Origin of the sequence: Gracilibacillus caseinilyticus (assembly GCF_022919115.1) — a bacterium.
Lineage (GTDB): Bacteria > Bacillota > Bacilli > Bacillales > Amphibacillaceae > Gracilibacillus > Gracilibacillus caseinilyticus.
Map to the genome: position 1 here is coordinate 4,304,796 of NZ_CP095072.1, position 15,917 is coordinate 4,320,712.

A 15,917-nucleotide genomic window follows, 5' to 3' on the forward strand; every position below is an offset into this window, starting at 1 on the left:
CTTCGTGAAACATCATTTTATTTAAAAGCCTGTGCATCTGTGGTTGCTGATAATGCAGATTTAATCTGATGGTCTAGTTTTAAAAGCGTAATAGAAAATCCAGCCATTTCTAAAGCTGTCATGTACTCACCGACCCAGTTTGCGTAAATCGTTATTCCCTTTTCCTTTAGTAAATTAGCAACCTGGCGATACACGATATAGAGCTCCATCTCGGGTGTAGCGCCCATTCCATTGATCATTACAGCAACTTCACTATTATCGTACTCATGATCTGCTAGAATTTTTCCCAAAAGTGTATCAGCAATACGATCGGCTGACTGGAGTGGCACGCGTTCTATACCCGGTTCGCCATGGATACCAATACCTATCTCCATTTCATCTTCTTCCAATGTAAAGCTTGGTTTCCCTGAGGCAGGTACGGTACAAGGAGATAACGCGACACCCATAGAGCGTACCTGTTTAATCACATTTTCTGCAGCTGCTTTCACTTCCTGTAATGGTGCTTTTGTTTCTGCGATTGCACCGGCTACTTTATGAACAAAAACAGTTCCGGCAATTCCTCGTCTACCAGAGGTAAACGTACTGTCCTCTACGGATACATCATCATTCACGATTACTTTTTCCACCGTAATTCCTTCTGCCTCTGCCAATTCTGCTGCCATGTCGAAGTTCATCACATCTCCTGTATAGTTTTTAATGATGAGCAAGACACCTTCACCACTATCAACAGCCTTGATTGCCTCTAATACTTGATCTGGCGTCGGCGATGTAAATACTTCTCCTGCAACGGCCGCATCCAGCATACCCTTACCTACATAACCTGCATGGGCTGGCTCATGTCCACTGCCACCCCCACTGACAATTCCAACTTTTCCGGTGACTGGTGCGTCGTTCCTTATCACAACGCTTGTATCCGGTAATCGTTTCAAGGAATCACTATGTGCTTTCACAAATCCATCAAGCATTTCTTCTACTACTGCATCGGTATGGTTTAACACTTTTTTCAAAACAGATCACCTCTTCACATCATATAGTTCTATCGTAAACAAAAACGAGCAAATATTCCAAATATATCATGTGCAATTCAATACGAAAGGAGAAAAATATGAATGATGACATCGCATAAGGAAATATACTTCAAGCTAAATTACCTAGTTAGCATCATACGTAAATTTTTTAAAAAAAGCCGTGAGACTAATGCCTCACGACGTTTTTGGATGCACGGCTTCATAGAGCAGTTGATCTAATTCCTTCGTATATTCTTCTGTCTGTATTGCTGTCCATGCTAGCTGCTGTTCCATTTCTTTTATTACAGCATCTTTTTCTTGTTTTACCCAATTAATATCGAAGAACAACGCACCTGTTCTGCGAATGAAAAAGTCTACCGGTTTACATGCTGCTTCGTGTTCTAAACTGTAGGAAAGCATAGCACTTGTCAACGGTGCCAGCTCAGCCTCATTTTTCGTTGCTTGCTGATAATAATCGAATACTGCCTCAACGTTAGATCCATAACGTTGAACAAGCATTTCCGCTTCTTCCGTCGTCATGCCAAGTTCTACACCTTTCGGAATTTGCTCTTCCTTAAATTGTTTGAATCCTTTAGAACCTCCAACATCTCCGCCAGAGATCGGCAATTTCTTCGTATCACTTGGATAAAATACTTTTCGTTCTGCTTCTACCATTTTATCATGGATAACATTGACAACATGTTCAGCCATTTTTCGATAGCCTGTCAACTTACCACCTGCAATTGAAATAAGCCCCGAATCTGATTCGAAAATCTCATCTTTACGTGAAATCTCAGACGGGTCCTTGCCCTCTTCATGAATCAATGGACGTAAACCAGACCAGCTTGATTCGACATCATCAGCCGTTATCTTCAAGTCAGGGAACATAAAGTCAATCGCATTTAACACATAATCACGATCTGCTTCCGTCATCGTAGGATGCGCAATATTACCCTCATAAACCGTATCTGTTGTACCAACATATGCTTTACCATCACGCGGAATAGCAAATACCATACGGCCATCTGGTGTATCGAAATAGATCGCTTGTTCTAAAGGAAAACGAGAATGATCGAATACAAGGTGAATCCCTTTTGTTAATTGCAATGTTTTGCCCTTCTTAGACTGATCTTTCTCACGAATCGTATCTACCCACGGCCCAGCGGCATTCACGATATATTTAGCATCGAGTTCATGTGTGTCACCTGACAATTGATCCGTTACTTCCACGCCAGTGAGCTTGCCGTGTTCATAAAGTAATTCGGTGACTTTGGCATAATTGATGGAGAGCGCACCTTTTTCCACCGCTTTTTTCATAACTTCCATTGTTAAACGAGCATCATCTGTGCGATACTCTACATAATATCCTGCACCTTTTAAACCATTTTCTTTCAAAAGCGGTTCACGTTTGATCGCTTCCTGGCTGTTTAACATTTTACGACGTTCTGATTTCTTTACGCCTGCGAGAAAGTCATAAACACGCAAGCCAATATTGGTGGAAAATGGACCAAATGTACCCTGATCATAAAACGGCAACATCATCCATTCTGGAACCGTAACATGTGGTCCATTTTCGTATACTATTTCACGTTCTTTCCCAACTTCTGCTACCATTTTCACTTCAAATTGTTTTAAATAACGTAATCCACCGTGTACTAACTTCGTGGATCGGCTCGAAGTACCTGCCGCAAAATCCTGCATTTCTACTACAGCCACTTTTAGACCACGCATAACTGCGTCCAATGCAATTCCTGCACCAGTGATACCTCCACCGATAACAACCATGTCCAACTGATCTTTTTTCATTTCCTGGAACATTTCTGTTCGTTGTTTACTCGAAAAGGTCATAGATTTCGCCCCCAAATGTTTATATATTTTATTTAAAAAGCCTTGTTGCTTCTACTGCTTTTTTCCAACCAGCATATAATTTTTCTCTATCTTCATTCTCCATATTTGGCTCGAAACGTTTATCAACGTCCCATTGCGTCTTAATTGCTTCCCTGTCATCCCAATATTCAACTGCAAGTCCTGCTAAATAGGCTGCACCTAGAGCAGTCGTTTCAATCACTTCTGGTCTTTCAACAGGAACATCCAATATGTCACTTTGAAATTGCATAAGGAAATCATTGGCAACTGCGCCACCATCCACACGTAACGATTTCACGTCTAGATCAGAATCATCGATCATGGCTCTGAGTACGTCCTTCGTCTGATAGGCAATTGATTCTAATGTCGCGCGGATGAAATGTTCTTTCTTCGTCCCACGTGTTAATCCAAATGCTGCTCCACGCGCATCACTGTCCCAGTACGGTGTTCCCAGTCCAACGAAGGCTGGTACCATATATACACCTTCTGCTGATTCCACTCGCGTTGCATATTTTTCGGAGTCTTTCGATGAATGAAACATTCTTAATCCATCACGCAACCATTGCACAGCAGATCCGGCAACAAAAATGCTACCTTCAAGAGCATATTCGACCTTACCATCTACTCCACATGCTAAAGTGGTTAATAATCCATTGTTAGAGCGAACCGGCTCTTCACCGGTATGCATCAGCATAAAACACCCAGTTCCATAAGTATTTTTTACCATACCTTTTTCAAAGATGGCCTGACCGAACAAGGCTGCCTGCTGATCACCAGCTGCGCCAGCTATCGGCACGTTTTGACCGAAGAAATGATAGTCTACTGTTTCTCCATATACTTCTGAAGAAGATTTCACTTCTGGAAGCATGCTCTTAGGTACACCGAGAATATCCAGTAATTCATCATCCCATTTAAGGTCGTATATGTTATACATTAACGTACGTGATGCATTGGAATAATCCGTTACATGCTCATTACCGCCCGTTAATTTATAAATTAACCAAGTGTCAATCGTTCCGAACAACAAGTCCCCATTGTCCGCTTTTTCTCTTGCTCCCTCTACGTTGTCTAGTATCCATTTCACCTTCGTTCCAGAAAAATAAGCATCTATTAATAATCCAGTTTTTTGACGAAAGGTATCCTGATAACCAGCCTCTCTGAGTTCACGACAAATACCTTCCGTTTGGCGAGATTGCCACACAACTGCTTTATAGATAGGCTTACCTGTATTCTTATCCCAGACGACCGTCGTTTCTCGTTGATTGGTAATACCAATTCCAGCGATTTGCGATGCTTCAATATCTGCCTTTCTCAACGCTTCAGAAATACATGCCAAAACAGAAGTCCAGATTTCATTGGCATCGTGCTCTACCCAGCCAGATTTCTGAAAAAATTGTTCGAATTCTCGTTGCCCTACCTCTACAATTTCTCCTTTTTGATTAAAAATAATCGCTCTCGAACTAGTTGTTCCCTGATCAATCGATAAAATATATTTCTCCATGTTATTTATCCTCCTCTAATCTAATGATTTATATAACTTGCTTCTTGAGATGATTTCTTAGTTGATGCAACATGTGCATGGTGTTTTTTTTGTTCATCGGCTAATGCTACTCCTAATAGTATTAGTACCACTAATGACATTATCCAAAACAACAGTGTAAAGTCACCTTCAAAAAAAGCTTTATAAAAAACTGCTCCATACACACCACCAATAATCGGTCCTACTACTGGAATCGAAGCATATTTCCAATTGGAATCACCTTTTCCGATAATCGGTAATAAAGCGTGGGCAATTCTTGGCCCCAAATCACGAGCCGGATTAATAGCATAGCCAGTCGGTCCACCTAACGATAAACCGATTGCAACAATAAGCAACCCGACGATTGCTGGATTTAATCCTTCCGTAAAATCGTTTGCACCAATGAACAGCAAGCCCATAACTAGGACAAATGTCCCGATCACTTCACTTACCAGGTTAGCCGGACCACTTTTTATCGCAGGATCCGTTGCAAAAACAGCTAATTTTCCTGCTGGATCATCCGTTGCTTTCCAATGTGGCAAGTATTGAAAGAAGACAATAGCCCCACCAATAATCGCACCGAGCATTTGGGCTAAAATATACATCGGCACTTTCTCCCAAGGAAATTCGCCGATACTGGCAAAACCTAATGTAACTGCTGGATTGATATGGGCACCGGATACGCTTCCAACTGCATAGACACCCATCGCTACACCAAGTCCCCATCCCAGTGTAACAACGATCCATCCTCCTCCTTCAGATTTCGATTTCTTCAATGTTACCCCGCCGACAACACCACAGCCTAGAATAACTAAGATCATGGTTCCAATTAATTCTGCAAGAAATTCAGACATTCTAACACCCCTTCACAGTATGTTAATAAACTATACCCATAATTTGTCGCATAGATGCGTAAAATGTCAAAAAACAGAAAAAATCCACACAGCTATCCACGTATCACTTTAATTATGATACGAAAATGTGCTGTGTGGACTCCTATTCTCCGACACGTTCTTTTAACTTGTGTCTACTAGAATATCGAATTTCCTGACATACGTCAAACATTTTTTCTTGCCCTTCCTTCACCATAAAGACCGACGAGATGTCGTGACAGCTATCGCTCCGCTAGCTAAGGCGCTTTCGATTTCATCTTCGGTTTTAATTAAACCTCCCGCTATAACCGGAATTCTTGTTTCCTCTGCAATTTCTTTGATTACTGATGGTATAATTCCTGGTAAAACTTCAATATAATCAGGGTTGGATTTTTGGATTAATGCAATATTTTTAGTGATAGCAGAGCTATCTATAGCAAACAAACGCTGAATAGCAACAATCCCGCTTTTCTTAGCCAATGTGATCACACTCGCCCTGGTAGAAACAATTCCATCCACTTTGATCTGGCGCACAAGAAATTCCATACCATATTGATCAACCTTTAATCCGTTGATCAAATCCGCGTGAACCAAAACCCTTTTTCCACTTTTTTTCGCATATTGAACCACTTGTGGTAATTGTGCAATTCTTGTTTCCAATAAGATAATTAAAGAATGCCCATCATTTTTTAATAATACTTCAAAATCTTTCATTTTTCGTACAGCTGGCAGAACACCTTGTAAATCCATGCTTTCCCCTCCTGTTCCTGAACATTTGCGAATATCTATTATTTAGCATAAACTTAATAGAGAACGGGACACAACTATTCTATTTTTTATAATTTGATTTTCAGATAATTAAGATAATAAAGAAAAATTATTACTCATTTTCTGAAAAACATGTTATGATAATAGATGTGTCTATTTTATGTCGTATTTTCATTTATTTTGTAGTGCAACTTATAAACCGTGCATTTCATATGCTCAAATCAAGTCCTCTAACCAATTCCAGCCAATTTATCTACTGAAGACAATTCAGGTGCACAACATTATGAACTTAATACTTTATTTGTAACATCATTGTTGAATGAAAACTTTGAAAGGAAGTGGGACACAATGGCAACAAGCTTTGAGGAGAAATCTAATATTTCATTAATGAAAGACGCCGACTACTTATCGAAAATTTTGGACGATGTATTATTACACGAAGGTGGAGAAAACCTGCTAAACACAGTAAAAGAAATTCGCGTACTCTCTACCGAATCAAGAGACAAGCAAGATACGACAATTCAAAACAAAATCAAAGAAAAAATCAGTAATTTAGAGCCAGAATTAAGAAAAATGGTTATTCGCGCATTTTCCATTCACCTACACTTGCTCAATATTGCTGAACAAAACTACAGATCAAGAAGAAGACGTGAATACCAGGCTCAAGATACCAATATCATTCAACCTGGTTCACTTGAAGCTGGAGTTAAAACATTAATCGATAACAACGTAACTCCTGAACAAATCACAGAACTATTAGAGAAATTATCTTTAGAACTTATTATGACTGCTCACCCGACAGAGGCTACCAGACGTACGATCCTTCAAATTCATAAACGAATTGCACGCCTCTTAACGCAGTGGGACTATTCTTATACACGATACGAAAAGAAAATGCTCCAGGAACGAATTGCGAATGAAATCACGTTCTTATGGCAAACACAAGAAATCCGACAAAAGAAACCATCTGTTATGAAAGAAGTTTCGAATGGTCTCTACTATTTTGACAGGGTTCTATTTGATGTTTTACCAAAAATTCATGATGACCTGGAGGACTTATTGTTTGAAAGATACAATCTTCGCTGGAAGATTCCTTCATTCCTTCGGTTCGGTTCATGGATTGGTGGAGACCGTGATGGTAACCCGAATGTAAAAGCAACTACTACCTATGAAACATTAAAAAAACATAGAGAATTGGTACTTAAGAAATATAAAGAAGCATTAGCGACATTAAAAGACCGACTCAGTCATTCTGATTCTAAAATTGAAGTCAGCAATGATCTTAGGGAATCCATCCTAAACGATCAACAAGCTTTACAGTTTAATGGCTGGCACAAAGAAGATGAAGTATACCGAGTAAAATTATCATTGATGCTGAGGAAATTGGAATATACGGAACAGGATCATGAACTAGGGTATGCAAAATCAGAAGATTTACTAGCAGATTTATATTTAATTCGTGAAAGCATGAAAGTTCACCACCCATCACATAACCCTGTAAAATTACTGCGCAAAGTGATTCGTCAAGTTGATTTATTTGGTTTCCACCTTGCTTCACTTGATATACGTAATCACAGTGGTGAGCATGAATCTGCGTTGACAGAAATTTATGAAAAAGTGGACATCATCAAGGATTATAAATCACTAAATGAAGACGAGAAAGTGAAAATTCTAACATCCACTTTAGAGAATCCTCGTCCGATGATCTCTATTTATGATGAATTTTCACCTGAAACCCTAGAAGTCATTGATACATTCCGTATGATTAAAAGAGCGCAGGATACATTCGGTCTTCGTGCCATTGAAGTGTATTTAATTAGTATGACAGACAACGTGAGTGATTTGTTAGAAGTATTAGTTCTTGCTAAAGAAGCAGGACTATACCGTGTTCATCCTGATGGAAAAGTTGTCAGCAGAATTCATGTTGCTCCACTTCTTGAAACAATTGATGATTTAAAAAACGGTCCAGACATGATAAAAAAATTATTTAACATTCCGCTTTACCGCAAGCATTTAGAAGCACGCGGTGATTTGCAGGAAGTAATGCTTGGTTATTCCGACAGTAGTAAAGACGGTGGAAACATTACTGCAAATTGGGAATTATTTCAGGCACAACAGGAAATACATGATATTGCTTCAAGCTATGGCGTGAAGCTGAAATACTTCCATGGACGTGGTGGATCACTTGGACGTGGTGGTGGACCACTTTACTCCAGCTTATTATCACAACCAGCCGTTACACTAGGTGATGGTGTAAAAATCACAGAACAAGGTGAAGTATTGTCTTCCCGCTATTTATTGGAGGATATCGCGTACCGTAGTCTTGAGCAGGCAACATCTACGTTGCTAACAGGTATTATGGGGCTTAACGATGACCATGAAAATATGGTACCGATCCAGGAAGAAGTGGAAGCAATGAGTACAATCTCTGAATACGCACTGAAAAAATATCAGTCCCTTGTATTCGAAGATCCAGGCTTTATTCAATACTTCAACGAGGCGACTCCTTTACACGAACTTGGTGATTTAAATATTGGTTCTCGTCCAATGAAACGTAAAGGTAGCAATCGTTTTGAAGACTTACGTGCAATCCCCTGGGTATTTGCTTGGACACAAAGCCGTCAGTTGCTACCAGCCTGGTATGCTGCGGGTACTGGCTTCAAGCAATATCTTGACCAGACTGGAAACTTAGAGTTACTGCAAAAAATGTACCAACAGTGGCCATTCTTCCATGCAACAATTAATAATCTGCAAATGGCCCTAACAAAAGCAGACATCAATACGGCTCAAGGCTACGCTGATATGATGGAAGATAAAGAAATCAGCTCCCGTATTTTTGGTGCAATCAAAGAAGAATACCAAGTCACAAAAGACATTGTCCTTAAAATTACCGGACAAGAAGAATTGTTGGATAATCGCACCAACATTAAGGACTCGGTGAGATTACGTAATCCACTAGTAGACCCGTTAAACTTATTACAAGTACAACTAGTTTCACAATTACGAGCTAAAGGCGAAGACGGCGAACATTATGATGAATTATTAATGGAAGCTCTACTCACCATTAACGGTGTAGCAGCAGGTCTTCGCAATACAGGCTGATCCAAACTATATATCAAACTGCCAGTGCCTTACGCAAGCACTGGCAGTTTTTTTATAAGCCAAAACAGTATTTAATTACGGATTCGTGCAAATTGCTCTTAGAAAAAAAGATAGGTTCTTTTAAACGGATTATGGCAACTAGCGGAGAGGTTATTTTGAAATGTTTTTAGTTGTATGATACCGCTCCGGCCAACTACTTCGCGTCCCACAGGACGTGGAGCAATTTTTAGGAGCTTTGCTACGCATAGAAAACCTATCAACATTACCACATTGGCATACAGTTCTTCTTTTGCTTAATACACTTAAGTTACGGAGTGTTTGTTCTCCCCTATCACTGTTCACACGCATATCATCATTTCACATATTCTAAATATTTTCGTTATTTCACTTTTAGTTTCACTCACATCGGGTAAATAATAATATATCGTGAATTTTTTTCAACAAATTTGTGTCTGATTTTTGAATTAAATGTTACAACTTTATGAACATCTGTGATATACTATTATTGTAAACACTTACAGTGCGTGTTCAAAAAGGAGGACAAAAAGCGCAAAGAAATTCAAGGCGGCATAGCTTCGAGTATCGGGATGTATTAGTACATGAGGCACAGAGAAGCAAGCCAACGCAGAAGTTCACAGCGTTTTTTCCCGGACTTTTTGAACATCCTCTTACAGATTTAAATTTTATTCATTGAGGTGATGATGATGGATATATTGTTAATATTTTTATTAGTATTTAGTTGTACACCGTTCATTTTGTGGGGAGATAATTGGAAAAAAACAGCCATCGGACAAATTCCATTGGTGGTTGGCGCATGGTTCACCTTCTATCAGCATATGACTGCAGGAATTGGAACTGGCGAAATGCTGCTGTGGGGTATATTCTTTGCTAATATCGTGTATGGCCATATTGCATTCACCATCGTATTGCTTGAAATGCGCAAAACTGTTAAACAAAAACAACTATTAAAAAAATCAATTGAGCTCTCCAAGTGATGTCAACGTACATCACTTTTTTTATGTTCGATATGTTAAGCGACTTCGAGTTGATTGTATGAAAGCGATATCTTCGGTATAATTTAAACAAATCGTTTTAAGATATGGAGGAACAACTATGCAAATTGTTGTAGCACCAGATTCATACAAAGGCAGTCTTTCTGCAACTGATGTTGCCGAGACGATGAAACAGGCCATCGAAGTGTTGGGTGATCACAACGTCATTACGAAACCAATGGCAGACGGTGGTGAAGGAACGATAGAAGCCATATTATCTGCCTCATCTGGAGATGAGATCCACTTACCCACGTTAGGTCCATTAGGTGAAACCATTCAGACAAGCTATGCCATTATTGATGATAAAACAGCGATAATTGAAACGGCTATGCATGCAGGGTTGTACCAAGTGACAGAAGAGAAAAGAAACCCCGATTTAACGACTACATACGGAATGGGGCAAGCCATACTGGATGCACTTGATAAAGGGTGCAACAAGATTATCGTTGGTTTAGGCGGAAGTGCAACCAATGATGGCGGCCTAGGTTTATTGCAGGCTCTTGGCTTAGAGGCATACGATGAGGATGGGGAAACCGTAGATATATTTGGAAAGGACCTATTACGTATCACGTCCGTTAATATGGAAAAACTAGATCCAAGGCTAGCCATGGTCGATTTACGAATTGCCTGTGACGTAGATAATCCATTGTGTGGTGAACTCGGGGCAAGCAGTGTCTATGGCCCGCAAAAAGGCGCCACACCTGATCAAGTACATCAATATGATCTAGCATTAGAGCAATTCGCAAAACTTTTAGAACATCAGTCAGGTACTAATTACCAAGATACTGCTGGTGCCGGAGCTGCCGGTGGTTTAGGCTTTGCATTTCTTACACTTGGTGGCACATTGCAATCAGGTGCTAAACTGATCGGAGAAGCGATTGCATTGCCTGAAGCTATTAAACAGGCTGATTTGGTTATCACTGGTGAAGGACAGAGTGACGAACAGACTCTCTATGGAAAAGCGCCTGGATATGTCGCGGATCTTGCCAATAATTATCAAATTCCAGCAGTCCTGCTGTCTGGCAGTATAGGTGGCGACACCACGAAATTACGCAAATATTTTGCCGGTTGTTTTTCAATCGTCAACCGTCCACTATCACTTGCAGAATGCATGACAAACACATCTTCCCTGTTATCAGAGCAAGTCAAACAAATTATCTCACTTATTCAAGCATTTAGATAAGATTGATAACTTGTGACACTTGCTGCTTTTTGCGATAATATGGAATAGAAACAACAACAATGAGGAGGTCTTTTGCTTGACTGATACATACCATAATAGCAAATTGAAAGTATTTGCATTGAGTTCAAACCTTCCACTTGCTGAAGAAATTGTCAAACATATCGGAATTGATTTAGGAAAATCATCTGTTAAAACGTTCAGTGATGGGGAAATTCAAATTAATATTGAAGAAAGCATCAGAGGCTGTGATGTATTTGTCATTCAGTCTACTTATGATCCAGTAGAGGATCATATTATGGAATTGCTGATCATGGTGGATGCATTGAAGAGAGCTTCTGCCCGATCAATAAATGTCGTCATGCCTTACTACGGGTATGCGCGTCAAGATCGTAAATCTCGTGCAAGAGAACCGATCACAGCCAAATTAATCGCAGATCTTATCCAAAAAGCTGGTGCACATCGGATGATTTCCATTGACCTGCACGCACCACAGGCGCAAGGGTTCTTTGATATACCAGTCGACCCAATCACCGCTGTTCCAATTATCGGCAGTTACTTAGATGCAAAGCAATTAGAACATATCGTTGTGGTAGCACCAGATCACAGCAGTGTGTCACGTGCAAGACATTTAGCGGATCAATTAAAAGCTCCAATCGCTATCGTCGATCGACGCGGTCCACGCGATAATGCATCTACGATTAGTATTGTGGGTGAAGTTGAAAATAAAACAGCGATCATTATCGATGATATTATTGATACCGGACATCGAATCTCCACGAGTGCAGAAGCGTTACAAAATCATGGCACTAAAGAAGTTTATGCTTGTACGACACACCCGGTTCTTTCAGGCTCTGCTGTAAATAAGATCCTCGACTCTGGTATTAAAGAATTGATCGTTACTAATACGATTCCACTAAAAGAAGAAAAACAAGTTAATAAAGTAACCCAATTGACCGTTGCACCAGTAGCGGCAGAAGCCATTATCCGTTTATATGAACAGCAATCCGTCAGTTCCTTATATAAGTAAAAATGGACGGCAGTACGATGTTAATCATCGTACTGCTTTTTTTGATTTAAAGTCGCTCTCCCCCTTCCCTTGTAAGATTTTCCTACAGATTTTTTTGGCACACCTTCTGGGCGAATACATATGATAGCCATATAAAGAGAGGAAGAGGGATCATGCGTATAAAAATATCATTAGCACAGTTGATCACCATCTCCTCCCCATTGTGTTTACTGTTGATATGGGAATTTTGTTCCCAATTTTCCATACTGGATCCACGATTCTTTCCACCACCAACATTAATACTGAAAACACTTATACAAATGGGAGAGTCTGGTGAACTTTTTCAGCACATTTTGATCAGTTTAAGACGAATTGTATTAGGGTTTTTACTCGGTGTTATACCAGCAATTTGCATAGGGTTATTAATGGGAATGTACCGTTATTTCCGCCAGTTCTTCTCACCTATCATTATGATTTTTATGCCAATTCCAACTATTGCAATGCTACCAATTATCTTAATTCTTTTTGGTATCGGTGAATTTTCCAAAATGATTACCATTGCTATTAGTGTCTTTTTCCCGGTAGCCATTAACACTGCAGCTGGTGTCGCTAATATAGATAAGATTTATCTAGATGTGGCAAAAAATTATCAAGCTAGCGCAAAGGACTTCTTTTTCAAAATCGCTCTGCCCGGTTCACTGCCAGTAATGTTAGAAGGAATTCAGATGGGGCAGGCAATTGCCTTACTAACCATCGTTGCAGCTGAAATGATTGGGGCAACTTCGGGGATTGGTTATTTGATCTGGATGAATTACAGAGCATTTTTATTACCAGAAATGTATGTCGGTTTAATTCTTATTTCGTTTTTTGGTTACTTTTTCTCCTTATTACTTAGAGGACTCGAACGGAAATTACTACCGTGGAAATAAAGCAGAAAAGAGGGATAAAGTTGTCAAAAATAATGATCGATGATTTGTCGAAGCAATTTATTAAACGGGATAAGTACATTCAGGCACTTGAACAGATCACCTTAACGATTAATCAAGGGGAATTCGTTTGTTTACTCGGACCGAGCGGCTGTGGAAAAACCACATTACTTAGAATATTAGCTGCCTTAGAAAAAACAACTAACGGATCGGTCCACATTCAACAAAGTGATAAAAAGAAGCCATTACAATCGATGGTATTCCAGGAGAATGGCATTATTCCTTGGCTTAGCGTCGAAGACAATGTAGCATTTGGACTAAAAATGAGGCATTTACCAAAGAACTACATTAAAGAACGTACCGAATATTATTTAGATAAGGTTGGATTAACACAGTTTAAGCACCTCTATCCTAAAGAATTATCTGGGGGCATGAAGCAGCGGGTCAGCATCGCCCGTGCCTTTGCGAACGATCCTGAAATTCTGTTAATGGATGAACCTTTCGCTGCTTTAGATGAACAAAACAAGTTTATACTGCAAGAAGAATTGCTGTCGATTTGGCAAGAAACGAAAAAAACAGTACTGTTTATCACCCACAGTATTGATGAAGCATTGTTGCTCAGTGACCGAATTTTGTTAATGAGTGCACAACCAGGAAGAATCATTCAAGACATCCACATTGATACTAAAAGGCCGCGATCTATCGAGCAAGTGCGATCCGATTCCACGATGACACAGACATTTTTAGATGTATGGGAGCATCTTCAAAGTGAAGTCAAAAAAGCCAGGCTAAAGTGATGAAGTGAGACTAATGGGGGTCTTGCGGACAATTAGCTCCGTGATAAATTAGATGGAGGAATAAAAATGAAAAAATGGATTTTCCCAATGATGGCTATTGTTATGTTTCTATTGCTTAGTTCGTGTCAATCGTCAGAAACAACGGAAAAGAAAAAAACGGACAATGATGATCCGTTAGCACCGTTAGAAGAGACGGCCAAAGTGGTAATTGCAGAAGATGGTTCTGCTTCTGGAGCTGGCTTTTATATTGCTAAGGATAAAGGCTATTTTGAAGAATATAATATCGAAGTAGAGTTCGCCACATTTGGAAACAGTGATGAAATGTTACCTGCTGTTGCTTCTGGTGAAGTGGATGTTGCTGGGGGTATCTCTACAGCTTCTTTCTTTAACTCGATTGCACAAGGTATTGACGTTCGTTTTATTGCAGATAAAGGCCATAATAATGAAGGAAGTTCGTATTTTACATTTGTAGTGCGTGAAGATTTAAAAGATGAGATTACCGAGTATGCCGATGTAGAAGGCAAAAAAATTGCAGTTTCCTCGGAGAATTCAGTTGATGACTATATTTATCATGAAATGTTGAAGCATGCTGGTATTTCAACTGATGATGTTGAATTTGTATTAATGAGTGATTTCGGTAATATGATGGCTGCGATGGGTAATAAGCAAGTTGATCTTGCTTTGCAAATTGAACCATTGATTACACAAGGAGCGAACCAAGGAATTCATCAACGGTTCTTAGATGCTACCGCTTATGCACCAGAAGCTCAAATTGCAATGGTTCTCGGATCTCCCAAGTTTTTAACAGACAGACGCGATGTTGCGCTTCGCTTTATGGCCGCCTATTTACGAGGAGTCCGTGATTATAACGACGTATTTATCAAAGGGGAAGATGATGGCGGTGAAGTGATTTCGATCATGGCCAACCACACTGCCTTAAAAGATGAAGAACTTTGGAGAGAAGTCGGTGTAACAGGATTAAATCCTAATGGTTATATTTTTGAAAACAACGTAGTCGATCAATATGAATTTTATAAAGAGAATGGTGCAATCCAAGGAGAATTAGATTTTGATAAAGTTATTGATATGTCACTCGTTGAAGAAGCACTTGATATTATCGGAAAATACGAAGAATAAGACTAAAGCCTCCTTACTTCACGCTTGTTGTGTAAAGTGAGGAGGCTTACATGTTGTTCAAACAGGAAAAAACGGACATGAACCCCGATCCGTCCTACTAATACAACTATCTATAATACGGATTATGTAAAGTGAACTGTATTATTATGTGTCCATTTTGATATATTTTATGTGGGTAGCAAAGCTCCGGAAATATGCTCCGCGTCCTGTGGGCACGACTTCAGCTAGGCTACTACTTGAACAACTTCTTTGCTGCCTTGTGCCGAGGAAGCTCACTTCGAAGCGATACTTGCAGACACAGGCACAGACAAAGTGGATCTTCAGCTCGCGCTGATTCCACGGGAGTCTCCGCATATTTCCTACGCTTAAGGGAAGTGCTACAACGTATGGAACAGAAAAAAGCAGTGGTGCTAAACATAATGTTATTATGAATGTGATTGTACCAAAGGCAATAATAATCCTCTCAATATGTTAACTCTTGCATAATTTGTAGAAACCATACATCAGCGTAGGCCAACCACGTAGACTCCCGCGGGACATGCAGGTGCTGAAGATCCACTTTGTGAAGTGCCTTTCTTCACAAAGTTAGCTTCAGCCGTGCCCCGCAGGACGCGAAGTGGTTGGCTGGAGCGGTATCCGAGTACATGAATCATTTCAAAATTACCATTTAGCTGCTAGTTGA

At 39.8% G+C, this 15,917-nt stretch carries 12 protein-coding genes; 7 read left to right on the plus strand and 5 right to left on the minus strand.

Annotated elements, in window-relative coordinates:
* Positions 1–17: 17 nt before the first annotated feature.
* The 5 genes from dhaK to MUN88_RS20665 all read right to left on the minus strand — a co-directional run bounded on the left by dhaK (position 18) and on the right by MUN88_RS20665 (position 6,014).
* On the minus strand, positions 18–1,007 hold the full coding sequence (gene dhaK, locus MUN88_RS20645) for a dihydroxyacetone kinase subunit DhaK (RefSeq protein ID WP_244718880.1): 990 nt from the start codon (positions 1,005–1,007) through the stop codon (positions 18–20).
* A gap of 195 nt (positions 1,008–1,202) precedes the next feature.
* Positions 1,203–2,855: a glycerol-3-phosphate dehydrogenase/oxidase gene (locus MUN88_RS20650; RefSeq protein WP_244718882.1), complete on the minus strand. Its 1,653-nt coding sequence runs from the start codon at positions 2,853–2,855 to the stop codon at positions 1,203–1,205.
* A 28-nt stretch (positions 2,856–2,883) separates the two neighbouring features.
* Positions 2,884–4,374 (minus strand): glycerol kinase GlpK, encoded by a 1,491-nt coding sequence (gene glpK / locus MUN88_RS20655; RefSeq protein WP_244718884.1) that lies wholly within the window; start codon positions 4,372–4,374, stop codon positions 2,884–2,886.
* A gap of 20 nt (positions 4,375–4,394) precedes the next feature.
* On the minus strand, positions 4,395–5,246 hold the full coding sequence (locus MUN88_RS20660) for an MIP/aquaporin family protein (RefSeq protein WP_244718886.1): 852 nt from the start codon (positions 5,244–5,246) through the stop codon (positions 4,395–4,397).
* 228 nt (positions 5,247–5,474) lie between these two features.
* Positions 5,475–6,014, minus strand: coding sequence for a glycerol-3-phosphate responsive antiterminator (locus MUN88_RS20665; protein WP_244718888.1), 540 nt, complete (start codon positions 6,012–6,014; stop codon positions 5,475–5,477).
* 366 nt (positions 6,015–6,380) lie between these two features.
* Between MUN88_RS20665 and ppc the strand changes: the two genes are divergently transcribed.
* From ppc to MUN88_RS20700, 7 genes are all read left to right on the plus strand, one after another.
* The gene (ppc, locus tag MUN88_RS20670; protein WP_244718891.1) at positions 6,381–9,134 is read left to right on the plus strand and encodes a phosphoenolpyruvate carboxylase; all 2,754 of its coding nucleotides are present in this window, start codon (positions 6,381–6,383) and stop codon (positions 9,132–9,134) included.
* A 704-nt stretch (positions 9,135–9,838) separates the two neighbouring features.
* On the plus strand, positions 9,839–10,129 hold the full coding sequence (locus MUN88_RS20675) for a spore morphogenesis/germination protein YwcE (protein ID WP_244724673.1): 291 nt from the start codon (positions 9,839–9,841) through the stop codon (positions 10,127–10,129).
* Positions 10,130–10,247: 118 nt separating this feature from the next.
* Positions 10,248–11,369 carry a glycerate kinase gene (locus MUN88_RS20680; RefSeq protein ID WP_244718894.1) on the plus strand — a complete coding sequence of 374 codons (1,122 nt, stop codon included), beginning with the start codon at positions 10,248–10,250 and terminating at the stop codon, positions 11,367–11,369.
* 76 nt (positions 11,370–11,445) lie between these two features.
* Entirely contained in the window at positions 11,446–12,396 is a 951-nt protein-coding gene (locus MUN88_RS20685) for a ribose-phosphate diphosphokinase (RefSeq protein ID WP_244718897.1), read from the plus strand.
* 152 nt (positions 12,397–12,548) lie between these two features.
* Entirely contained in the window at positions 12,549–13,304 is a 756-nt protein-coding gene (locus tag MUN88_RS20690; RefSeq protein WP_244718900.1) for an ABC transporter permease, read from the plus strand.
* 20 nt (positions 13,305–13,324) lie between these two features.
* The gene (locus MUN88_RS20695) at positions 13,325–14,098 is read left to right on the plus strand and encodes an ABC transporter ATP-binding protein (RefSeq protein WP_244718903.1); all 774 of its coding nucleotides are present in this window, start codon (positions 13,325–13,327) and stop codon (positions 14,096–14,098) included.
* 66 nt (positions 14,099–14,164) lie between these two features.
* Positions 14,165–15,235 (plus strand): ABC transporter substrate-binding protein, encoded by a 1,071-nt coding sequence (locus MUN88_RS20700; RefSeq protein WP_244718906.1) that lies wholly within the window; start codon positions 14,165–14,167, stop codon positions 15,233–15,235.
* Positions 15,236–15,917 lie beyond the last annotated feature (682 nt).